Source organism: Trinickia sp. (assembly GCF_051953955.1).
Classification (GTDB): domain Bacteria; phylum Pseudomonadota; class Gammaproteobacteria; order Burkholderiales; family Burkholderiaceae; genus Trinickia.
On the sequence record NZ_JBQCIF010000079.1, the window covers coordinates 148,092 to 167,382 of the forward strand.

General features: G+C 62.2%; 23 protein-coding genes. 7 read left to right on the plus strand and 16 right to left on the minus strand.

Annotated elements, in window-relative coordinates:
- Positions 1–26: 26 nt before the first annotated feature.
- Positions 27–1,556 carry a sugar ABC transporter ATP-binding protein gene (locus ACTHNZ_RS15270; RefSeq protein WP_440543352.1) on the minus strand — a complete coding sequence of 510 codons (1,530 nt, stop codon included), beginning with the start codon at positions 1,554–1,556 and terminating at the stop codon, positions 27–29.
- 345 nt (positions 1,557–1,901) lie between these two features.
- Between ACTHNZ_RS15270 and ACTHNZ_RS15275 the strand changes: the two genes are divergently transcribed.
- From ACTHNZ_RS15275 to ACTHNZ_RS15295, 5 genes are all read left to right on the plus strand, one after another.
- Complete coding sequence (locus tag ACTHNZ_RS15275) at positions 1,902–2,789, plus strand: LysR substrate-binding domain-containing protein (RefSeq protein WP_440543353.1); 888 nt, start codon at positions 1,902–1,904, stop codon at positions 2,787–2,789.
- 114 nt (positions 2,790–2,903) lie between these two features.
- Positions 2,904–3,653, plus strand: a complete 750-nt coding sequence (locus ACTHNZ_RS15280) for an SDR family NAD(P)-dependent oxidoreductase (RefSeq protein ID WP_440543355.1) — start codon at positions 2,904–2,906, stop codon at positions 3,651–3,653.
- 160 nt (positions 3,654–3,813) lie between these two features.
- The gene (locus ACTHNZ_RS15285) at positions 3,814–5,148 is read left to right on the plus strand and encodes an MFS transporter (protein ID WP_440543356.1); all 1,335 of its coding nucleotides are present in this window, start codon (positions 3,814–3,816) and stop codon (positions 5,146–5,148) included.
- 42 nt (positions 5,149–5,190) lie between these two features.
- Complete coding sequence (locus ACTHNZ_RS15290) at positions 5,191–6,036, plus strand: transketolase (RefSeq protein ID WP_440543357.1); 846 nt, start codon at positions 5,191–5,193, stop codon at positions 6,034–6,036.
- On the plus strand, positions 6,033–7,031 hold the full coding sequence (locus tag ACTHNZ_RS15295) for a transketolase family protein (protein WP_440543358.1): 999 nt from the start codon (positions 6,033–6,035) through the stop codon (positions 7,029–7,031). The genes ACTHNZ_RS15290 and ACTHNZ_RS15295 overlap by 4 nt, the downstream gene beginning before the upstream one ends.
- Before the next feature lie 38 nt (positions 7,032–7,069).
- Here ACTHNZ_RS15295 and ACTHNZ_RS15300 read toward each other — a convergent pair whose 3' ends face one another.
- Complete coding sequence (locus ACTHNZ_RS15300; protein ID WP_440543359.1) at positions 7,070–8,032, minus strand: LysR substrate-binding domain-containing protein; 963 nt, start codon at positions 8,030–8,032, stop codon at positions 7,070–7,072.
- Positions 8,033–8,116: 84 nt separating this feature from the next.
- Between ACTHNZ_RS15300 and ACTHNZ_RS15305 the strand changes: the two genes are divergently transcribed.
- Entirely contained in the window at positions 8,117–8,515 is a 399-nt protein-coding gene (locus ACTHNZ_RS15305) for a nuclear transport factor 2 family protein (protein ID WP_440543360.1), read from the plus strand.
- An 18-nt stretch (positions 8,516–8,533) separates the two neighbouring features.
- Here the strand turns inward: ACTHNZ_RS15305 and ACTHNZ_RS15310 are convergent, their stop codons facing one another.
- The 3 genes from ACTHNZ_RS15310 to ACTHNZ_RS15320 all read right to left on the minus strand — a co-directional run bounded on the left by ACTHNZ_RS15310 (position 8,534) and on the right by ACTHNZ_RS15320 (position 10,186).
- Positions 8,534–8,734 carry a hypothetical protein gene (locus ACTHNZ_RS15310; RefSeq protein ID WP_440543361.1) on the minus strand — a complete coding sequence of 67 codons (201 nt, stop codon included), beginning with the start codon at positions 8,732–8,734 and terminating at the stop codon, positions 8,534–8,536.
- Between the two features lie 61 nt (positions 8,735–8,795).
- Entirely contained in the window at positions 8,796–9,107 is a 312-nt protein-coding gene (locus tag ACTHNZ_RS15315) for a hypothetical protein (RefSeq protein ID WP_440543362.1), read from the minus strand.
- A 137-nt stretch (positions 9,108–9,244) separates the two neighbouring features.
- Positions 9,245–10,186, minus strand: a complete 942-nt coding sequence (locus tag ACTHNZ_RS15320; RefSeq protein ID WP_440543363.1) for a LysR family transcriptional regulator — start codon at positions 10,184–10,186, stop codon at positions 9,245–9,247.
- Positions 10,187–10,273: 87 nt separating this feature from the next.
- Between ACTHNZ_RS15320 and ACTHNZ_RS15325 the strand changes: the two genes are divergently transcribed.
- Positions 10,274–11,206 (plus strand): carbon-nitrogen hydrolase family protein, encoded by a 933-nt coding sequence (locus ACTHNZ_RS15325; RefSeq protein WP_440543365.1) that lies wholly within the window; start codon positions 10,274–10,276, stop codon positions 11,204–11,206.
- Here the strand turns inward: ACTHNZ_RS15325 and ACTHNZ_RS15330 are convergent.
- The 11 genes from ACTHNZ_RS15330 to ACTHNZ_RS15380 all read right to left on the minus strand — a co-directional run bounded on the left by ACTHNZ_RS15330 (position 11,203) and on the right by ACTHNZ_RS15380 (position 19,289).
- A complete protein-coding gene (locus tag ACTHNZ_RS15330) occupies positions 11,203–11,457 on the minus strand; it encodes a hypothetical protein (RefSeq protein ID WP_440543366.1) in 255 nt (84 codons plus the stop codon). The two genes, ACTHNZ_RS15325 and ACTHNZ_RS15330, sit on opposite strands and share 4 nt — an antisense overlap.
- A gap of 33 nt (positions 11,458–11,490) precedes the next feature.
- Complete coding sequence (locus tag ACTHNZ_RS15335; protein ID WP_440543367.1) at positions 11,491–11,649, minus strand: hypothetical protein; 159 nt, start codon at positions 11,647–11,649, stop codon at positions 11,491–11,493.
- 161 nt (positions 11,650–11,810) lie between these two features.
- Positions 11,811–11,975 (minus strand): hypothetical protein, encoded by a 165-nt coding sequence (locus ACTHNZ_RS15340; RefSeq protein WP_440543368.1) that lies wholly within the window; start codon positions 11,973–11,975, stop codon positions 11,811–11,813.
- Positions 11,972–12,289: an NIPSNAP family protein gene (locus ACTHNZ_RS15345; RefSeq protein ID WP_440543369.1), complete on the minus strand. Its 318-nt coding sequence runs from the start codon at positions 12,287–12,289 to the stop codon at positions 11,972–11,974. The genes ACTHNZ_RS15340 and ACTHNZ_RS15345 overlap by 4 nt, the downstream gene beginning before the upstream one ends.
- Positions 12,286–13,929: a bifunctional 3-(3-hydroxy-phenyl)propionate/3-hydroxycinnamic acid hydroxylase gene (locus tag ACTHNZ_RS15350; protein ID WP_440543370.1), complete on the minus strand. Its 1,644-nt coding sequence runs from the start codon at positions 13,927–13,929 to the stop codon at positions 12,286–12,288. Before ACTHNZ_RS15350 ends, ACTHNZ_RS15345 begins: the two co-directional genes overlap by 4 nt.
- A gap of 10 nt (positions 13,930–13,939) precedes the next feature.
- Complete coding sequence (locus tag ACTHNZ_RS15355) at positions 13,940–14,815, minus strand: alpha/beta fold hydrolase (RefSeq protein WP_440543371.1); 876 nt, start codon at positions 14,813–14,815, stop codon at positions 13,940–13,942.
- Positions 14,816–14,840: 25 nt separating this feature from the next.
- Positions 14,841–15,446, minus strand: a complete 606-nt coding sequence (locus ACTHNZ_RS15360; protein WP_440543372.1) for an amino acid synthesis family protein — start codon at positions 15,444–15,446, stop codon at positions 14,841–14,843.
- 13 nt (positions 15,447–15,459) lie between these two features.
- Positions 15,460–15,918, minus strand: a complete 459-nt coding sequence (locus ACTHNZ_RS15365) for a VOC family protein (protein WP_440543373.1) — start codon at positions 15,916–15,918, stop codon at positions 15,460–15,462.
- 8 nt (positions 15,919–15,926) lie between these two features.
- The gene (locus tag ACTHNZ_RS15370; RefSeq protein ID WP_440543374.1) at positions 15,927–16,943 is read right to left on the minus strand and encodes a WD40/YVTN/BNR-like repeat-containing protein; all 1,017 of its coding nucleotides are present in this window, start codon (positions 16,941–16,943) and stop codon (positions 15,927–15,929) included.
- 13 nt (positions 16,944–16,956) lie between these two features.
- Positions 16,957–17,760, minus strand: coding sequence for an SDR family NAD(P)-dependent oxidoreductase (locus tag ACTHNZ_RS15375; RefSeq protein WP_440543375.1), 804 nt, complete (start codon positions 17,758–17,760; stop codon positions 16,957–16,959).
- 14 nt (positions 17,761–17,774) lie between these two features.
- Positions 17,775–19,289, minus strand: a complete 1,515-nt coding sequence (locus ACTHNZ_RS15380; RefSeq protein WP_440543376.1) for an aldehyde dehydrogenase family protein — start codon at positions 19,287–19,289, stop codon at positions 17,775–17,777.
- Positions 19,290–19,291: the final 2 nt, after the last annotated feature.

The window sequence follows — 19,291 nt, forward strand, 5'->3', positions numbered from 1 at the left end:
ATGTTTTGCGCGCGAGCCGGATGCGCTCACGCGGCCATGCCCGTGGCGTCGGCGAGCCCCGCCTCGTTTACCTGCTCATCGCAGAGCACGCGCGTCGGGCGCCCATCTAGATCGAATGCCAGCACGGTGTCGCACAGTTCGACGAGTTCGACATACTCCGTAGACCACCAGATGACGGCCGTGCCTTGCGCCGCCATCTTCCGGATCAGCGCGTAGATCTCGCGCTTGGTGCGGATATCGACGCCGCGCGTCGGCTCCTCCAGCACCAGCAGCTTGGGCTTCAGCATGAGCCAGCGCGCGACGAGCAACTTTTGCTGCGTTCCCCCGCTCAACGTCGACGGCAGATCCCAGAGCGAACGCGCTCGGATCTCGAGGGCATCGACGAGGCCGGCGGCCTCCCGCGGTTCGGCACGGCTCGTCAAGCCGCGCCGCTCGACGACGCGTCGGGCCGCCATGAGGTTGTCGATGATCGGCAGCGTGGCGAGAATGCCCTTGTTGCCGCGATCGCCCGAAACGAAGCCGACGCCGGCGCGCGCCGCCGCGGCCGAGCTCGCGCATCGCATTGGCTTGCCGTTGCGCTCGACCTCCCACGCATCGTGCACAGCGAGCCCGGTCAAGGCCTCGATCAGCGCCGTGGGGCCCGTCGGTGCACCGGCAAGCCCGACAATGGCGCCTGAGTGGATCGTGAGACGGATGCCCGCATGCGCGATCGTGATCGCGTCATGCCCCGCTGTGTCCGCTGCGGCCGCCTCGCTCCGAACCGCAGCGCGCGCCCGATTGGGCCCGCGCTCTTCCGCGCTTTCTTCGGACGGAATGCCCTGCCCCATGCATTCGACGATCTCACTGTCGGTGACGGCATTGAGCGCGACTCGGTCGATCGCCGTCCTGCCGTCGCGAATCACCGTGCAAACATCGGCGATCTGCCGAATTTCCCGCATGCGGTGCGAAACGAAAAGCACGGCCAAGCCCTTCTCGGCGACGAGGCGGCGAATCACGGCGAACAGCCGTGCAGTCTCGGCGGCCGTCAAGTTCGCGGTGGGCTCGTCGAGCAGCAGCAACTTGGCGCCTGAACCGAGCGAACGCGCGATCTCCACCAATTGCCGCTCGTGCAGCGTCAGATCGCCGACCATGCGCCGCACCGATTCGCGCGCAAAACGACGATCGATCAGCGACAGGGCTTCCTCTGCAATGGCCTCCGATGCGCGCTCGCTGTACCGATGTGCTGCGCGCCGGAACCGCGGCAGCGCAATGTTCTCCGCGACGGACAAATGCGGCAGCAGCGCCAACTCCTGGTTGACCACCGCAATGGCGCCGGCATCGACGTGCGCGGCGACGGAGGCACCCAGCGCTTGTCCATCGAACTCGAGCGTGCCGCCGTCTCGTTCATGCTGACCGGAGATGATCTTGATCAGCGTCGACTTGCCGGCCCCATTGCCTCCTAGAAACGCATGCACCTCGCCGCGCGCGATCGACAAATCGAAGCCATTGAGCACGCTGGTTGGCCCGAAACGCTTCACGATCGAACGAGCCGACAGCAAATACGGCTGTGAATTCATCTCTTCAATCTCCGACGGCGGACGCCGATTGCATCGCTCGCGGCGAGCCGGCGAAAGGCAGGAATGAAAATGGCAAAGGCAATCCGACGAGGGCGTTGCCTAGTTTTTTTTTCGTGTCGGGGTTCGCGCCCGGGAACCGAAGTGGGGATAATGCACGGATGTCTCCTGCGCAGTGATGCACTGCGTCATTTCTGTATGAAGCTGGGATTCGAAAACGGATCCCGCCTGCACAGGGCCGGCTTCATCGTCGAGCCTTCGATGCCGTGTGCTTGTCGACAGGATGGCAGCGCCCTGCGCGCCGGAGCAATGCGGTTTTGCTCAACTGCGACTGAAAAAAATTTCACGATGCGTATCCCACCGCTGAAAGCCATCATCGCGTTCGAAAGCGTCGCCAGAACGAAAAGCGTCAATCGCGCAGCTGAGGAGCTCGGGCTCACCGCCTCCGCGGTCAGCCATCAACTGAGCAACCTCGAGTCGATCATCGGCCAGCCGCTCTTCCAACGCTCGGGGCGCGGCCTCGTGCTCACGCCGACGGGCGACCGCTATCTCTCCGACGTAACGGGTTCACTGGCCGATCTGAGCCGTGCCACCGAGCGCGCGTCGAGCCGCAAGGAAGTGGACATCCTGCGCGTGCATTCGAGCCCGAGCTTCGGGCTCATGTGGCTGCTGCCGCGGCTGTCCTCGTTCCAGGAAGCAAACGGCGACATTCAACTGAACCTCGCCTGCTCATACGAGGACATCTCGTTCTCGAGCGGCTACTACGACGTCGACATCCGCCACGGCTACGGCAACTGGAGCAACCTCGAAGTCCGGACGATTCGCGGCGAACGCATCGCTCCGCTTGCTTCGCCGGCGTATCTCGAGCGGCATCCGGTCGACGCCCCGGCTGACCTGCTCGCCCATCGCCTGATTTACTCGGAAACGCCGCTCGTTCAGTGGAAGCAGTGGTTCGGCCGCACGGGCGTGCCCGCCGCGCAAAAGACATTCGATTTTTCGTTCGATCGCTCATACATGTCGATCGAAACGGCGGCGCTCGGTCTCGGCATCGCGCTCGAAAGCCTCATGCTCGCGTCGGTGCGGATCAAGGAGGGGGTATTGGTCCCCGTTTTCGACGACACGCATTCCGTCGAGGTCGGCGCTCATCACCTCGTTTACCCGACTCAAAACGCCGACTTGCCGCGCGTCGAACGCTTTCTCGCATGGATGGAGCGCGAGGCTTCCGCGCGCGCCTGAGCGAGCACACCGCTTATCTGAATTTTTCTCAGCCATTGTTGAGCGTTTCCGCGTTGTTTCAGTCGCCCCTTGGGCGAACACTACGGGCACCCATCGAAACACAGGAGACAATCGATGTTGCTCGAGAACAAGGTCATCATGGTCACCGGCGCCGCCTCGCCCCGCGGCATCGGCAAAGCAACGGCGAAGGCACTCGCCGCGCAAGGCGCACATGTCGTCGTCCTAGACTTGCGCAAGGAAGATGCCGAGGCGGCAGCGGCGGATCTAGGCCAGGGCCATCTCGGCCTTGCCTGCGACGTGACCGATAAAACGGCCTGCCTATCGGCCGCCCGCGCCACACTCGAGCGGTACGGCGTAATCGACGGCCTCGTCAACAACGCCGGCATCACGCAACCCGTGCGAACGCTCGATATCGGCGGCAAGGATTTCGATGCGATCGTCGACGTCAATCTGCGCGGCACGCTCTACATGTCGCAGGCCGTGATCCCGGCGATGAAAGAGCAAAAGCGCGGCAGCATCGTTTGCATGTCGTCCGTTTCCGCCCAGCGCGGCGGCGGGATTTTCGGCGGCCCGCATTACAGCGCCGCGAAAGCCGGCGTGCTCGGCCTTGCCAAAGCGATGGCACGCGAGTTCGGCTCCGACCATATCCGCGTGAACGCCATCACCCCCGGCCTCATTCAAACCGACATCACGGGCGACAAGCTCACGCCGGAAATGCGAGTGGACATCATCAAGGGCATTCCGCTCGGCCGGCTCGGCGATGCCGCCGACGTCGCCAACGCGTGCCTCTTTCTGGTCAGCGATCTGTCGGCCTATCTGACCGGCATCACGCTCGACGTCAACGGCGGCATGCTGATCCACTAACGACTGCGCCGCGCTAAGCAGTGCGGGAACCGGTTACCCGGCATAACACGAAACGACACGGGAACGAGACCTGGAGTTCGGACCGGACCATTGCGCGGACAGCGGTACGCACGCATGCCGCGCATGGATCGCCGAGCACTAGGCCCCCAGGAGACAAACGATGAAATCCACTTACGCGGCATCGCCCGCCACGGAAGACGCGATCGCCGACGGCAACATCAGCTCGCCGACGTTCGAGGCTAGAACCTATGCGAAGGTCAGCCGCAGAATCATTCCGTTCCTGATGCTGTGCTACCTCGGCGCTTACCTCGACCGCGTGAACGTCGGCTTCGCGAAACTGCAGATGCTGAACGATCTGCGTTTCAGCGAAACGATTTACGGCATGGGGGCAGGCATCTTCTTCCTCGGCTACTTCTTGTTCGAAGTGCCGAGCAACGTCATCCTGCACAAAGTCGGCGCCCGCAAATGGCTCGCCCGAATCATGCTGACGTGGGCCGCCATCTCCGCCTGCTTCATCTTCGTCAAGACGCCGACGGCATTCTATGCGCTGCGCTTCTTGCTCGGCATCGCCGAAGCCGGTTTCGCGCCCGGCGTCATCCTTTACTTGACCTATTGGTACCCCAGCGAGCGGCGCGCGAAGGCGTTGTCGATCTTCTTCATGGCCATTCCGCTCGCAGGCATTTTTGGCGGGCCGTTGTCGGGATGGATCATGCATTCGCTGCAAGGCACGCTGTCGCTGACGGGATGGAAATGGCTGTTCCTGCTCGAAGCCGTGCCTTCCCTGGTGCTCGGCGTCGTGATCCTGCTCTATCTCGACGACGGCATTGCCGGCGCCAAGTGGCTCACCGATGCCGAAAAACGCCTGCTCGCACGCAACGTCCAGGGCGACGACACCCACAAGACCGCGCACGGCTCCATCAAGGCATTCATCGGCGACCGCCGCCTATGGCTGTTGGCCGCCATCTATTTCTGCGTCGTGCTCGGCCAGTACGGTCTCACGTTCTGGCTGCCGACCATCATTCGCAAGGCCGGCGTGTCGGACCCGCTGTGGGTGGGACTGTTCACCGCCATTCCCTATCTCTGCGCGATCGTCGCGCTGCCGCTCATCGGCATGAGCGCGGACCGTCTTCGCGAGCGCCGCTTTCACCTCGCGATTCCGATGCTCGTCGCCGTCGCCGGCTTCGCCACGCTGCCGATGCTGGGCAGCGTCGCGGCCTCGATCGTCTGCCTGAGCATCGCATCGGCCGGCATTCTTGCAGCATCGTCGCAGTTCTGGTCGTTGCCGACCGCATTGCTCGGCGGCGTTTCGGCCGCCGCGGGCATCGCCGCCGTCAACTGTTTCGCCAACCTAGCCGGCTTCTTCTCGCCGGCAATCGTCGGCTGGCTCAACGACATCACGGGCAAATCGACGGCGGGGCTCATTTTCATCGCCCTGGCCGTCACATTGGGCGCACTGCTCGTGTTCCTCGTTCCGGCCAAGTCGGTCAATCGCTGAAAGATCAACAGATCAACGGTCTTTCGATACCAAGGAGTCCTGATGAACACCGAAGCCATCACCGAGGACGTCTCGCTCGCCGAGCGCGCGTATCGGGTACGAAGAAATGCGTTGCTCATGGGCGAAGTCCAAGGGCAAGGCTATATCGGCCAAGCACTCGACATCGCCGACGTGCTCGCCGTGTCGTACTTCGGCGCGATGCGCTACCGGCCGCACGACCCCGAGTGGGAAGGCCGCGATCGCTTCCTGCTGTCGAACGGCCACTATGCCATCGCGCTCTACGCGGCGCTGTTCGAGGCGGGCATCTTGCCCGCCGACGAACTCGAAACCTACGGCAGCGACGACAGCCGCCTTCCGATGTCGGGCATGGCCAGCTATACGCCCGGCATGGAAATGTCCGGCGGCTCGCTCGGCCAAGGGCTCACGATCGCGGTCGGCCGTTGCCTCGGCTTGAAGCGAAAAGGCTCGAGCGCATTCGTCTATACGCTGTTTTCCGACGGCGAGCTGGACGAAGGCGCGATCTGGGAAGGCATCATGTCGGCCTCGCACTGGAAGCTCGACAATCTGATCGCCATCGTCGATGTCAACAATCAGCAAGCCGACGGTCCCTCCACCCAGATCCTGGCATTCGAGCCGCTGCTGCCCAAGCTCGAAGCATTCGGCTGGTACGCCCAGCGCGTGGACGGGAACGACATCGAAGCGGTCAAGCGTGCGTTCGACAACGCGCGCCGTCATGGCGAGCCACAGCCGCGCATCATCATCTGCGACACGAAGATGGGTTGCGGCGTGCCGTTCCTCGAGGAGCGGGAGAAGAACCATTTCATCCGAGTCGATGCGCACGAGTGGCAACTCGCGCTCGAAGCACTCGAAGCCGGGAGACACGCATGAGCACCATCGAGAAAAAGCCGCGCCTCAAAACATCCGCGATGATCGCTTCGATCGCGGCGGACGGGCAAGTCACGCGTTCCGCCCCGTTCGGTCATGCGCTCGTCGAATTGGCGCATGTGAAGCAAAACGTGATCGGCATGACGGCCGACCTCGGCAAGTACACCGACCTGCACATCTTCGCGAAGGCATTCCCCGACCGGTACTACCAAATGGGGATGGCAGAGCAGCTGTTGATGGGCGCTGCAGCGGGCTTCGCTCACGAAGGCGCTCAGCCGTTCGTCACGACGTATGCCGTGTTCGCAACCCGACGCGCGTACGACTTCATCCATCAAACGATCGCCGAGGACAACCTCGACGTTAAGATCGTCTGCGCGCTGCCGGGCTTGACGACCGGCTATGGCCCGAGCCACCAGGCCGCGGAGGATCTCGCGCTGATGCGTGCGATGCCCAACATGACCGTGATCGATCCTTGCGACGCGCTCGACATCGAACAAATGGTCCCGGCGATCGCCGCGCATAAAGGGCCCGTCTACGCGCGCCTGCTGCGCGGCAATGTGCCCGCAGTGCTCGACGAATACGATTATCGGTTCGAGCTCGGCAAAGCCAAGCTGTTGCGCGGCGGGAACGACGTTCTGCTGATTTCCTCGGGCATCATGACCATGCGCGCGCTCGAAGTCGCGAAAGCGCTGCAAGCCGACAACGTGGGCGTTGCCGTGCTGCACGTGCCGACGATCAAGCCGCTCGATACGGAAACGATCCTGCACGAGGCGAAACGCAGCGGCCGCATGGTCGTCGTTGCAGAGAATCACACGGTGATCGGAGGGCTTGGCGAAGCCGTCGCGCGGGAATTGCTGACGGCGGGGGTCGCACCGGCTTTCAGGCAAATTGCGCTGCCTGATGAGTTTCTTGACGCGGGTGCGTTACCGACGCTGCACGAGCGTTACGGCATCGCGACCGAAGCCATGTGCACGCGCATCAAGGGCTGGCTCGGCTGACGCTTGGGCTGCGGGCGGCATGGCAGGCGGAGATGGCATCACGACGACATCCCAATCGATCGATCCGCCTGCGCCATCTTCGCGAGGACATCGGCAAGCGCGCGAATCTTCGACTGCCCCGCACGTTGCGGCGGATAGACGAGAAAGTATCCCAAGCCGTTCGCCGCGACCTGTCCAAATGGCGCGACCAATGCGCCCGTCTCGAGCCGCTCGCGCGCCATTCTCGGATCGCCGATGGCGACACCGTGCCCCTGTGCGGCCGCGGTGAGTGTCAATTCGAGCGTATCGAAAACGAGCCCGCTTTCGGCGTTCACCTGTGACGCTTTGGCGTAATCCAACCAGCAATGCCACTCGCCGTGGCTCGGGCCCGGATGGAGCAAGACGACGCGGGCGAGATCGGCCGGCGATTTCAGCGACGACGCCAGTTCCGCGGTGCACAGCGGTGTCAGCGTCTCCTCGAACAGCGGTAGGGCCGCAAGCCCTGTCCACCTCCCTGCTCCGCGCACGATGATCGCGTCGACGTCGGGTGTGTCGAACTCCGGCGTATCGTCGGCGGAGGTCGAGATTCGCAGTTCGATGCCGGCAAGCGCATGATGGATGTCCCGCAGGCGCGGAAGCAACCACCGAATCGCGAACGTGGACGGCAATCGGAGCGTCAGAATCGATTTCGTTCCCGCGTGGAGGTCGGCATGCTCAGCCAACCGGCTCAGTACGTCGACGGCAACGTTCAGCAAGGTGTGCCCTTCCGTCGTCAGCGTCAGGCCAGAAGCATGGCGCAAGAATAGCGCACAGCCATAGTGTGCCTCCAACTGCTGAACCTGGCGGCTCACCGCACCTTGCGTGCGGCACAAATGCTCGGCGGCCTTGCTGATGCTGCCGAGGTGGGCAGCCGTCACGAATGCCTGCAAGGCAGCGATCGGCGGCAGCGGGCGCGTCAAATCCGCCAGCGGGTATGCATGCGCCGCATACCCGGCTTGCGGATTTTTCGATTGTTCGGTCATCTAGGCGTGGCTATCGTACGAGTACGCGATGCCCGCTCACGCGAGCAAGCGGGATTTCAACGAATAAACGATCGGAGAAAGATGATGGCTTCATCGTCCGCAACACTATACACGCGGCAGATTCGTACCTACCTCGAAGCATTGGAACGCGGCGACGTGGCCGCGATCTGTGCACTGTTCAGGCCCGACGCGCAAATCCACTCGCCGTTTCTCGGGTGGATGGAACCTGCGCCCTTCTTTTCGAAGGTCGATGCGGCGTCGGGCCAAAGCACGATCACGCCGATCGACATCTGCGTCAGCGCCACAGGCGCGCGACGCGCAACGGGCTACTTCGTCTATGACTGGGGGCTGAAGGACGGCACGTCGGTCCAATTCGAATGTGTCGACGTGTTCGAATTCGATGAGAACGGCCTCATCGAGCGGATGATCATCGTCTACGACACGCATCCGATCCGCGGGGCGGTCGGCGATAAGTACGCGTAAAGACGAAGGCGGCGGATTTTATACGTACCTGGTCATGAAGTATGTCGCCCCAACAAGTGCCGTACCGAAACTGCATACGAAGGTCACGAGCTTCCAGGTTTGAGCGTTAATTTCACGACGAAGATCCGCCTTCACATCGAGCAGATCAGCCTTGGTCGCGACGGCGTCAAGGCGCGTCTCTATGCTGGCAGCTTCGAGTGCCGAGATTCTGGATTCCATGCAATTCTCCGGCGTGCCCGGCCGCCGCCGAGGAGCCCCAGGCAGCTCGAGGGATCAACGCTTAACGGAATTGCGTGGCGACGAAGTAGGTAGCCGCAACGAGTGCGGTACCAAAGCTGCAGACGAATGTCACCAGTCGCCAAGTCTGGGCGTTGATCTCCTTATGAAGATCCTCGCGGGTGGCGACGGAAGTCAAGCGCGTCTCGATCCTTGCAAGCCGATCACGCGTTTCAAGATTAGCCGCTTCAAGGGCAACGATTCTGGCATCCATTCGGCCATCATCGCCACCGCCGCCGGTGTTGTCAATCGGTGGCGGGGGTAACTCGGCGTCAGCGCTTCTCGATCGGCGGCGAATATTTGAGATGGTCATCATTTCAATCGGGTATGTCACCGGCCGATACTAGCCTTCAGATGTCGGCTTCGAGCGGTTCCTCGCATTTTTTCGGACGAAGTCCGACATGCTTCGCAGAGGTAAGCGCGCCGGTCGAGTTCAACGCGTCGCCGTCTGCGTCACCGCTCGTCTCCGCCTAAAAGACGGAGCACGCTCGCCTCGAAGCAGCCAACGATTGCGGCATGCACTCTCACAATCGCGGCATCCCGCATCGCGTTGCTTCTCCAGCCCATCGCGACCGGATACTTCGGCAGATCGATCGGGCAAGGCAATAACGCGAGACCCGTCATCCTCGAAATCGCTACGGCCGCATGCTCTGGAATCGTGGCAACCGCCTTCGTACCCTTCAGCAGGTGCGGCAACGACGCGAAATGGGTAGTGGAAGCGATAACCGTTCGGCGTTTTCCGATCGCCGCCAGAACCTCGTCGACGATTCCAACCACACCACCGGACGAGACGAGAACGTGCGCCCTCGATGTAAATTCATCGACGCTGAGGGTGCGCCGCTTTTTATGCTGAGTAGCGTCGATCAGGCAGGCGTAGCTTCCTTCGCCGATCAACTGATGCCGAAGCCCCCGCCCGGCAAAAGCCCCCGCGAACACGGCGAGGTCCATTTCCTGGTTAGCCAACGCATCGCTGACGATTTGGCTATGCGTCTGCCGGTAAATCAGCCTTACACCAGGTGCCATCCGCGCGACTGTTTCGATGAGTTGCCGTCCGAGGGCGATCTCGAAGTCATCCGACATGCCCACGGAAATCGATCGGCCATGAAAGCTCGTGGCTTCGGGCGATGCAATAGCCAGGCTCTGCCGACAACGGTCAAGCGCCTCGCTGACGATGGGCTTGAGCTCCTTCGCGCGCGATGTCGGCGCGAGGCCTCGGCCAGTGCGAACGAACAGCGCGTCGGAAAACACCTCGCGCAGCCTCCGCAACGCCGCACTGACAGCCGACTGCGTCATGTTCAAGCGGATTGCCGCCCGGCTCGCCCCGCCCTCCTCAGCCAGCGCTTCGAAGACTTTGAAGAGGTTGAGGTCGACGTCATCGATATTAATTCTATTCATATCACATAGTTCCGATATCTGTTCACGGAATCTTATCGTTGCAAGAACATTCGTGCACGTTCCCACAGGAGATCAAGGAGATTCGCCATGTCCAAATCCAAGGTTGCAGCCCTTCAAATCGGCTCATCGGCCGCCGGCAAGGCCCAGACGCTCGAACACATCCTGTCTTTCGAAGACGAGATTCGTTCGTCCGGCGCCAGGCTCGTCGTTCTGCCCGAGGCGCTGTTGGGCGGCTACCCGAAGGGTGAAATCTTCGGAACCCGTCTGGGTTATCGGTTGCCTGAAGGGCGTGAAGCGTTCGCACGGTACTACGACAATGCGATCGACGTTCCCGGGGAAGAGACGCAGGCGCTCGCGGACTTCGCCACTCGGTGCGATGCATCCATCGTCATCGGCGTCATCGAGCGTGACGGCAGCACGCTCTATTGCACCGCGCTGTTCTTCAACCCGGGGGAAGGCCTCGTCGCAAAGCACCGCAAGCTGATGCCGACCGGCACCGAGCGCTTGATCTGGGGCCAAGGAGACGGCTCGACGCTCGCGACGGTAAAAACGGACGCGGGGACGATCGGCGCCGCAATATGCTGGGAAAATCAGATGCCCCTTCTTCGCACCGCAATGTATGCGAAAGGCGTGCAGATCTGGTGTGCGCCGACTGTCGATGAGCGCGAAATCTGGCAATGCTCGATGCGTCACATTGCTCACGAAGGCCGGTGCTTCGTGGTCAGTGCGTGTCAGGTCCAGCCATCGCCGGCACAGCTCGGCGCGAAGGTGGTGCACTGGGATGACGACAGGCCGCTCATCAACGGCGGCAGCGTCGTCGTCGGGCCGTTGGGCGACATCCTCGCGGGGCCGCTATATCGAGAGGCCGGACTCGTGGTGGCAGAGATCGATACGGACGAACTGACGCGCGCCCGCTACGACCTCGACGTCGTCGGTCATTACGCGCGCCCGGATGTGTTCTCGTTGTCCGTCGATGAGCGCCGCAAACGTACCGTCGCGTTCACCGGCGAGCAAAGCTAAAGCTCGATCTGCGCGCCGATCTCGCGCATTTTCGCGAGCACTCGCTCGAACTCATCTTCAGACAGCACGAGCCGCGCTGCGCCAAAGAACAGCATCTGCGGGCTCATCTCTCTGGGGGCGGCGCCGCCGGTGTACTTGCGCCACTGCTGGCCGCCGGCGACGCCGAAAAGCTCGGCCATCCATTCGCCGGTGCGGCCGAGTTCGTTCTTGAGACGCTGGAAGTCTTCGGCTGTGGGGGCCGTATATTTCATGTAAAAAGCCGGCTAGCGCCGGCCCTTGGATGTCTATTCGAAGAAGAACTTCGTGATCATCATGACGGCGAGGATCAAGCCGCTAGCCCAGACGAACGGCATCCAGCGAGACTCCAAATTCAGCTTCGCCGTCTCCGCCATCAACTTGGCGATTTCCGCTTCCGTTTTGACGATGTCCCAGGTCTTGTCCACTGCGATCTTCCTTGCGGGTGCGGGCTGCGCAACGTGCGCTACCTCTGGGGCGAAAATTAGCACCAAAAGGGCTGAAACAGAAGGACTTTTCGATACGCCAGCCTACTCGCGGCGGCCGGTGCCACCGACCTTCGCATCTTCGCCAACGCCTGGCCGCGATCTCACAACCGAGCGATACCCGTATATTTCGGCGTCGTGTAGTCGTCGATGCTGAACCGCGAACCGTCTCGCCCCATGCCGGATTGCTTGACGATGAAGGCCTCGCTGCGCAGCAAAGCGGGATCGCTCAGCGGCATCCGCTCGATCTCTCCATTCGTCTCTCTCATCGCTCGGCCCCCGGAAAAATGACCGCATTGAGAATACAGTTCTTTTGTTGCACCAGCAGGCCCCGCACGCGCTGTCTAAATTCGGTGAACTGCGCATCGGCCATCAGCGCAGCGCGGCGCGCTTCCCGGTCGGCCAAACTCTCGTAGCGCCATAGGAAGACGAGTTGATTCAATTCGCCCACTTCCGATTGGAAGCAGCCCACCATTTGGCCCAGGTGCTTTTCTTGCGATTCGCGCCCCAATGCGCGATAGTGCGCGATGTATTGCGGCACGCCGCCGGGTATCAAGGTGTACCTTCGTTCTTCGAGTATCACAGCACCGCCTCCAATTCATCGCTTTTCGAACGCACCTTCGCGGCAAACGCACGCGTGACCTCCGCAAACGACGCTCGGTCGGCGAGCGCCGCCACGTACCGATCCGGACGAATGACCGCGATGGTGTGCCCTTGCTGCTGGAACCAAGGTTCCAGCGCATTTTCTAGATCCTCGACGCACACCGTCGTCTCCGACCCGACGAGCCGCTCGTCTCGCGACACACCGCTGCGCGAACGCTCGACGCGGACGAAGGCGGCATTCATGGTGCGCCAAAACGCTCTCCCCTGTTCATCGAGCGCTTCATAGGGATCCGTGCGCCACCCGACGATCGCGAACCATGGTCCGAGCACGTCGTCCAGTTTCCGTTTTTTTCGAAACCCGACTTCGACGTCCGGTTGGATGAACATACGGCCAACAGCCGTATGGGCAATATCGGCCGCCTCGTGCAACGGTTCGACGACGAGCCCTCCGTCATAGCGGGGCATCGGCTTGAACTTCATCTGCAGCACATAGTTGCGCACGGCGCGAAGCGAGCCGAACGACTTGAAAAACGCGTCGCGAAGCCACGCTATGACGTTGCTCGTCGGCATGAGAATCCGGCCGAAGGTATCGGCAAGATCGATCATCGCCTTGGCGTGGTTGCGTCGCTCCACTTCATAGCTCGTCAAGATCGACGAATCCATCTGCCCCTTGACCACGGCAGCGAGCTTCCATGCGAGATTGCCTGCGTCCCGCAAACCGATGTTCAATCCCTGCCCGATCCAGGGCGGGCTCAGATGTGCCGCATCGCCGGCAAACATCGTGCGGCCCACGACGAAGCGATCCGCCACGCGCGAGTGGTGCGTGTAGATGCGCGCGCGCACGACGTCCAGACGATCCGCATCGCGGACGTACGGCGCAATCAAGGATTTGACCGAAGCTTCCTCGACCAGGCGATCCGTATCTTCGTGCGGAAACACCATGAACTCCCAACGTCGATAACCGAAGGGCAAATGAATGCATACGTTAGGCCGTCTCGGGTCGCAGTGCAGCGCCGTGTAGGGCGCGTCGAGCTCAGCATTGCGCACGTCCACGACGAGCCATTTGATGGGGTGCGTATTGCCCACCAACGTCACGCCGACGAGGTCCCGAAGCGTACTGCGGCCGCCGTCGGCGGCCACGCAATACTGCGCTTCGATCTCGCGCACGATGCCGTCTCGGTCGGTCACCGTGAGCGTCGCGTTCCGCGCGCCCTGCCGAAGCGATATGACTTCGGTTCCGAGCCGCATCCGGACGTGAGGAAAATGCGCCAAATGCTCACGCAGCGTCGCCTCCGCGAGCTGCTGCATGAAGATGTTGCGGCGATACCATCCGAACTCGCGCGTGCCGGGGCGGATGTCGGCAAAGAGCCCGCCTTTCGCCGTGAACATCCTCAACGAAACGTTTTGAATGATGTCGTCGAGCAAAGCGTCGGCGACGCCGGCCGTCTGAAAGACGCGCAACGCCTCGTCATCCATGCCGACCGCGCGCGGGTACGGGAGAATGTCTTCACTGCGGTCGATCAGAATCGCGTCGATGCCGTACACACCCAGCAAATTGGCCACGGTGCATCCCACCGGCCCCGCGCCGACGATCGCTACGCTGGTACAGATCTTTTCCATGATGTTGAACTCAAACGGCTTGCGCGGCTTTCAGCTTCCGAAAAAAATCGTCGAGCGCGAGCAGGAAGCCAACGGCGTTGTCGTCGTGAACGTAATGCCCCGCGTTCGCGACTTCGCACCACGCGATGCGCGGATTGCGCCGCGACATCTCCTGTGCGGTCGATCTCGGCAAGAAGTCCGAATGCTCGCCGCGAACGACGAGCGTAGGACAAGAGATGCCTTCCACGATCGGCCAGAGTTCCACCCCCAACTCGGGCCGCCGCGCGAGCTCGATACGCGCCCGGCCGATCCCCTCGGCGTCGTACTTCCACACCACGCTGCCATCGTCATTCTGCTTCAGCGTGTAATCGAGCCGCGAGTTCAATGCTTGTTCGGAGATCGTCGGCCTCTTGCTCCGCCAGAACTGCCGCGCGGCATCCCAGTCGTCGAAGCGCGTAGGCGTGGACTCGATTTCGTGCACGATGCGTTTTGCGCCTTCGGTCGCGATCGAGGAGCCCGGGCCGATGTCTTCTATGACAAGCGCGCGGATCTTCTCGGGGTGGCGCGCCGCATAAGCCAATGCATTCGTGCCGCCGAGCGAGTGGCCCATCAGCACGAACGTGTCGATATCGAGGTGAGCCACCATCGCTTCGAGGTCGTCGACGTAGGCCTGGGTGTAGTAGTTGCACGCCGGGTCCCAATCGCTGTCGCCGCGTCCTCGCTGATCGAGCGCGATCAATCGCAGGTCTTCGGAAAAGAACCTGGCCGTTGGCTCCCATGTCATCGCATAGCTTCGCAAGCCATGCAGGAGAATTACCGGCGGCGCATCCACCGGCCCCCATTCGACGTATCGCAGCGTCAATGCTCCACTGCGAAACTCACCCGTTCTCGGTTGCCACTCGCTCATCGCATGTCACCCCTATCGCCGGCCGTCAATGCAACCCGTCCTGGCCTTTGATTTCGGAAGCCTTGATGCCGCCGAGCCGCGCGTGCAGCCGGCCGCGCGAAGCAAATGCGAACGCGATGACGACTTCGTCGCGATTGGGCGCGTCGGCGAACATGACGGATACGGTGTCGTAGTGCGAGCGCACGTACAACGCGTCCTTATGAGCCAAGGGGATGTCGATCGTCGTATTGACGCCGCCGCGCTTGCCCGTCGACGGCACCCACGCCTTGCCGCCGCCCACGGCATCGCGCACCGGATCGGCGAACACACTCGTCAGGAAGGCGTTGCCGTGCTCGTATTCGCCGTCCGCGCCCACGACGCACGCTTTGCCGTAGCTCTCGACCGTGTCATCGCCAAGCAACTGCCGAATGCGCCGGGCAAACTCGTGGCCCAGCGCGGGCGAAGCATTCACGACCTCGCTGAGGTCCTGCACGCTGCGGCCCGCAAACGGATTGAGGATCGCCGCGGCGATCACGATTTTTCGCAGTGGTGCGCCGTCGGCGTGAAGTCCACTCTCGTTCGTGAGGGTATCGTCGATTTGGGTGTACCACTTGCGGACTTGGAAGCTTTCGAAGTTGGATGACGTTTTCATTTCCGGATACCGGTTAGTCGAATAAGGGTTGCAGATCGATGGGATCGCTGGGCGCGTGATACTCGTGGAGGAGGCGCTTGCCCTCGCCATCGTCGAAGACCAGGTCGCAAAAGAATTCGAGCCGATTGCCGTCAGGATCGTTGAAGTACAAGCCGTACCCGATCTTGTGATCGGTCGTCTTCACGACTTCCACGTTCTTGCGCAAGAGCATTCCGTACAAGCGCCGCAAGTAGGTCACGTCATCGCCGATCTCGAGGCCGTAGTGCTGCAGGCCACGCTTGATCGGCGGTCTCGCCTCGTCCGTTCGAATCAGGGCGATGTCGTGGTGCTTCTTGCCGAAGGACATGAACACCCAGTGTTCGCCTCGCGCCGTTTCCTCCATGCCGAGCACTTCTTCGTACCACTTGCCGGATGCAATCGGATCGCGAACGTAAAGCGCAATGTGCGTGCGTTTGACGTTGGGTTTTTCCATGTCAGGCCTCAATGGTGTTGAGGAGGGTTGTCGACGGTCAATACCGGTGTCCATGTCACGTCGGTGATTTCGCTGAACTCGCGCCACTCCTTGAACCAGGTCTGCCCGCCGTCCTCGGTCCGGAACAAGTGGCCGTATTTCGAGCCGGCGAACATGAGAAGCGGATCCGCATCGTTGACCCCCACGGCCCAAAACGCCGAATTGGGCGTTTGTGTCAGCGGCACCTCGACCCACGATTCGCCGAGATCCGTCGATTTGAGCACCTTGCTCGTATGACCGGGAGTGGAATCGCCGATGACGAGGAACGCTTCGTTGGTGCCGGGCCGGACACGCACGGTGCGCGCGTAACGGAGCGTCCATTCCAGTTTTGCGTTCAAACCCTTCCAGGTCTTGCCATCGTCCTTGGAGACATAAATCGCGTTGACCACGACGACGAGCAAGGTCTGCGGCGGGCCGGGAATGAACGTGACGCAATGGATGTCGGAATTGGCGACACCGCCTCGCTGGCCATCGATACGCTCCCACGTTTCCCCTGCGTCTCGGCTGCGAAAGAGTCCCCCCTCTTCGATACCGAACCACAAATGGCTCGGGTTCGACGGGTCGATCGCGCAAGTCAACACGCGTGGCTTGCTCACGCCGGCGCACCGCTCCGGAATTTCCGGCGGGAGCTTCGTCCAGCTCTCGCCGCCGTCGGTGGAACGAAAGAAGCCCGCACGCGAGGGAGCACCCGTGCCGCAGAGCATGTGTTTCGGATTGCTCGGATCGAAACAGATCGACCATACCGTCTGGCCGTTCAGGATCGAATCGATGCGCTTCCAATTGACGCCGCCGTCCGTGCTCTTGCAAAGGCCGACATCGGCACCGGCGAACACCACGAAGGGGTCGCTCGGATGCACGGCTAGGCTGCGCACCACGCCGTCGAATTCGATGTCCTGATCCAGGTCGAGCCGCTTCCACGACTTCCCGTTATCGGAGCTCCGCAGTATTCCCTGGCCGGCGGTCGCGACCAGAATGGTTTTGTTCACTCGCTGTTCCTCTTTACAGAAAAATGCCTCGCGTGATTCCGCCGTCGGCGCCGATCGACTCTCCCGTGATCGCTCCGGCTCTCGGTGAGGCCATGAACGCAGCGATCCAACCCATTTCCTCCGGCTGGAGCACGCGGCGAATGGGCGTGACCTTGATGTAGTTCTGCTCGACTTGGTCGGCCGTCAGTCCCTGCTTGGCCGCCTCCTTCTCGTAGAGCTCGTGGATGTGCGGCGTTTCGACGACGCCAGGATGAATCGTGTTGACCGTGATGTTGAAAGGCCCCAACTGATCGGACAGCACCTTCGTCATGTGGACGATCGCCACGTTGCGCATGCCCGACAGTTGCTTGCTCCCGCGCCCCGTCAGCCCGCCGATGTTGAGGATGCGGCCGTATCGCTGGCGCTTCATGATTGGCGCGACGGCCTTTGCGCAGCGGAAATAGCCCACGACCTTGATATCGATGTCTTTCAACAGGCCGTCCGCATCGGCATCCTCGAGTTCGGAACGTACTAGGCCGCCCGGGTGGGCCGCACCATTGATCAAGATGTCGATGCGGCCGAATCGCTTCGCCGCCTGCTCGACACCGGCCTCCACCGAGGGGGTGCTCGACGTGTCGACCGAAATGCAAGCGAGCTCTCCCGAACCGGCCGGCAAGCGTGAGCGAATCTCGGCCGCGGCCTCTTCGAGATGCTCCATGCGCCGTGCGGCGAGCACGACGTTCACGCCTTCACCGGCCAGTTGCTGGGCAATGGCCTTGCCGATGCCCATGCTGCCGCCCGTGATGAATGCCGTCTGGCCCCTCAATCCCAAATCCATTGCATGCTCCGTTTTCAATCGACGTTGATCCAAACGCTTTTCGTTTCGAGGTAGTTTTCGATGCCTTTGCGGCCCAGCTCTCGGCCCCACCCCGACTCTTTGAAGCCGCCGAACGGCGACGCCGGGTCCGTCACGTTGTAGCAATTCACCCAGACGGTTCCGGCCTTCAGGCGCGCGGCGATCCGATGCGCTTGCTTGACGTCGCGCGTCCACAGGCCCGCCGCGAGGCCGAACGGCGAATCGTTCGCGCGATTCACGAGGTCATCGATATCGTCCCAAGGCATCGCCGTCAGCACCGGGCCGAATATTTCCTCTTTGACGATGCGTGCGCCGTCTCGGGTATCGACGAAGACCGTCGGTTCAAAGAAGTACCCATCCTTTCTGCCGTGCGGGCGTCCGCCGCCGGTGACCGTCGTGCCACCCTCGCTGCGCCCGACGTCCACGTAGTGGCTCACGCGCTGATGCTGGAGCATTGAAACGAGCGGTCCCATCTGCGTGCCGGCTTCCAGCCCGGGGCCGATTCGAATCGCTTGGGCCTTCGATACGACGTCGGCAACGACGCGATCGAAGTGCTTTCGATGGATATAGAGCCTCGAGCCGGCCGTGCAGACCTGACCTTGGTTGTAGAAGATCGCGGCAGCCGCGGCCTCCGCCACCTCGGCGGGATCAGCGTCGGGCAAGATGATGTTGGGCGATTTCCCGCCCAGTTCGAGCGTGACGCGTTTGAGCGAATCCGCACATTGGCGCGCGATGTTTTTGCCGACCAGCGTGGACCCTGTGAACGCAATCTTGTCCACGCCGGGGTGGGCGACGAGTGCCGCGCCCGCAGTCGCACCTCGTCCCGTCAGGACGTTCACGATCCCGGCCGGAAACCCCGCTTCGTCGATCAATTCGGCCAGTCTCAACGCCGTGAGCGGCGTCTGCTCGGCAGGTTTCAAGATGCAGCCGCAGCCCGCCGCGAGCGCCGGCGCCAGCTTCCACGCAGCCATCGAAAGCGGGAAATTCCACGGAACGATCAGCCCGCACACACCCACCGCTTCGCTGCGCGTGTAGTTCAAGAACGTCCGTCCTCCGCTCGGCGATACGGGAATCGTCGCGCCTTCGAGCTTGCTCGGCCACCCCGCGAAGTAGCGGAACATTTTCGCGGTGCCCGCCACGTCGCCGTTCAGCGCGGCCGTCAGCGGCTTGCCGTTGTCGAGCGATTCGAGCTCGGCCAATTCCTGCGCGTTGGTCTCGATCAGATCGGCCAAGCGGTTCAGCAAGCGCCCCCGATCGATCGGCGTCATCTTGCGCCATGCATTCGATTCGAACGCTGCGCGCGCGGCGCGGACGGCCGCATCGACATCTGCCGCCCCCGCGTCGGCCACGCTCGTGATGACCGTCCCGCTTGCGGGATCGAGCGTATCGAACGTGCCCCCCTCAGCGGCGTCGTGCCAAGCGCCATTGATGAACAGCCGATGCGGGCGCATTGCAAAACGACGCGCCGCATCGCCGATGAGATCGCGCCAACCATTAACGTCGGTGGACATGT

Bases quoted from the DNA above. Each gene is read 5' to 3' on its own strand.
- ACTHNZ_RS15300 (WP_440543359.1), bottom strand. From the start codon at position 8,032: ATGACCGAACAATCGAAAAATCCGCAAGCCGGGTATGCGGCGCATGCA.
- ACTHNZ_RS15315 (WP_440543362.1), bottom strand. From the start codon at position 9,107: ATGATGACCATCTCAAATATTCGCCGCCGATCGAGAAGCGCTGACGCC.
- ACTHNZ_RS15310 (WP_440543361.1), bottom strand. From the start codon at position 8,734: ATGGAATCCAGAATCTCGGCACTCGAAGCTGCCAGCATAGAGACGCGC.
- ACTHNZ_RS15340 (WP_440543368.1), bottom strand. From the start codon at position 11,975: ATGAGAGAGACGAATGGAGAGATCGAGCGGATGCCGCTGAGCGATCCC.
- ACTHNZ_RS15280 (WP_440543355.1), top strand. From the start codon at position 2,904: ATGTTGCTCGAGAACAAGGTCATCATGGTCACCGGCGCCGCCTCGCCC.
- ACTHNZ_RS15290 (WP_440543357.1), top strand. From the start codon at position 5,191: ATGAACACCGAAGCCATCACCGAGGACGTCTCGCTCGCCGAGCGCGCG.
- ACTHNZ_RS15285 (WP_440543356.1), top strand. From the start codon at position 3,814: ATGAAATCCACTTACGCGGCATCGCCCGCCACGGAAGACGCGATCGCC.
- ACTHNZ_RS15380 (WP_440543376.1), bottom strand. From the start codon at position 19,289: ATGTCCACCGACGTTAATGGTTGGCGCGATCTCATCGGCGATGCGGCG.
- ACTHNZ_RS15375 (WP_440543375.1), bottom strand. From the start codon at position 17,760: ATGGATTTGGGATTGAGGGGCCAGACGGCATTCATCACGGGCGGCAGC.
- ACTHNZ_RS15270 (WP_440543352.1), bottom strand. From the start codon at position 1,556: ATGAATTCACAGCCGTATTTGCTGTCGGCTCGTTCGATCGTGAAGCGT.
- ACTHNZ_RS15365 (WP_440543373.1), bottom strand. From the start codon at position 15,918: ATGGAAAAACCCAACGTCAAACGCACGCACATTGCGCTTTACGTTCGC.
- ACTHNZ_RS15360 (WP_440543372.1), bottom strand. From the start codon at position 15,446: ATGAAAACGTCATCCAACTTCGAAAGCTTCCAAGTCCGCAAGTGGTAC.
- ACTHNZ_RS15320 (WP_440543363.1), bottom strand. From the start codon at position 10,186: ATGAATAGAATTAATATCGATGACGTCGACCTCAACCTCTTCAAAGTC.
- ACTHNZ_RS15330 (WP_440543366.1), bottom strand. From the start codon at position 11,457: ATGAAATATACGGCCCCCACAGCCGAAGACTTCCAGCGTCTCAAGAAC.
- ACTHNZ_RS15325 (WP_440543365.1), top strand. From the start codon at position 10,274: ATGTCCAAATCCAAGGTTGCAGCCCTTCAAATCGGCTCATCGGCCGCC.
- ACTHNZ_RS15305 (WP_440543360.1), top strand. From the start codon at position 8,117: ATGGCTTCATCGTCCGCAACACTATACACGCGGCAGATTCGTACCTAC.
- ACTHNZ_RS15295 (WP_440543358.1), top strand. From the start codon at position 6,033: ATGAGCACCATCGAGAAAAAGCCGCGCCTCAAAACATCCGCGATGATC.
- ACTHNZ_RS15355 (WP_440543371.1), bottom strand. From the start codon at position 14,815: ATGAGCGAGTGGCAACCGAGAACGGGTGAGTTTCGCAGTGGAGCATTG.
- ACTHNZ_RS15350 (WP_440543370.1), bottom strand. From the start codon at position 13,929: ATGGAAAAGATCTGTACCAGCGTAGCGATCGTCGGCGCGGGGCCGGTG.
- ACTHNZ_RS15275 (WP_440543353.1), top strand. From the start codon at position 1,902: ATGCGTATCCCACCGCTGAAAGCCATCATCGCGTTCGAAAGCGTCGCC.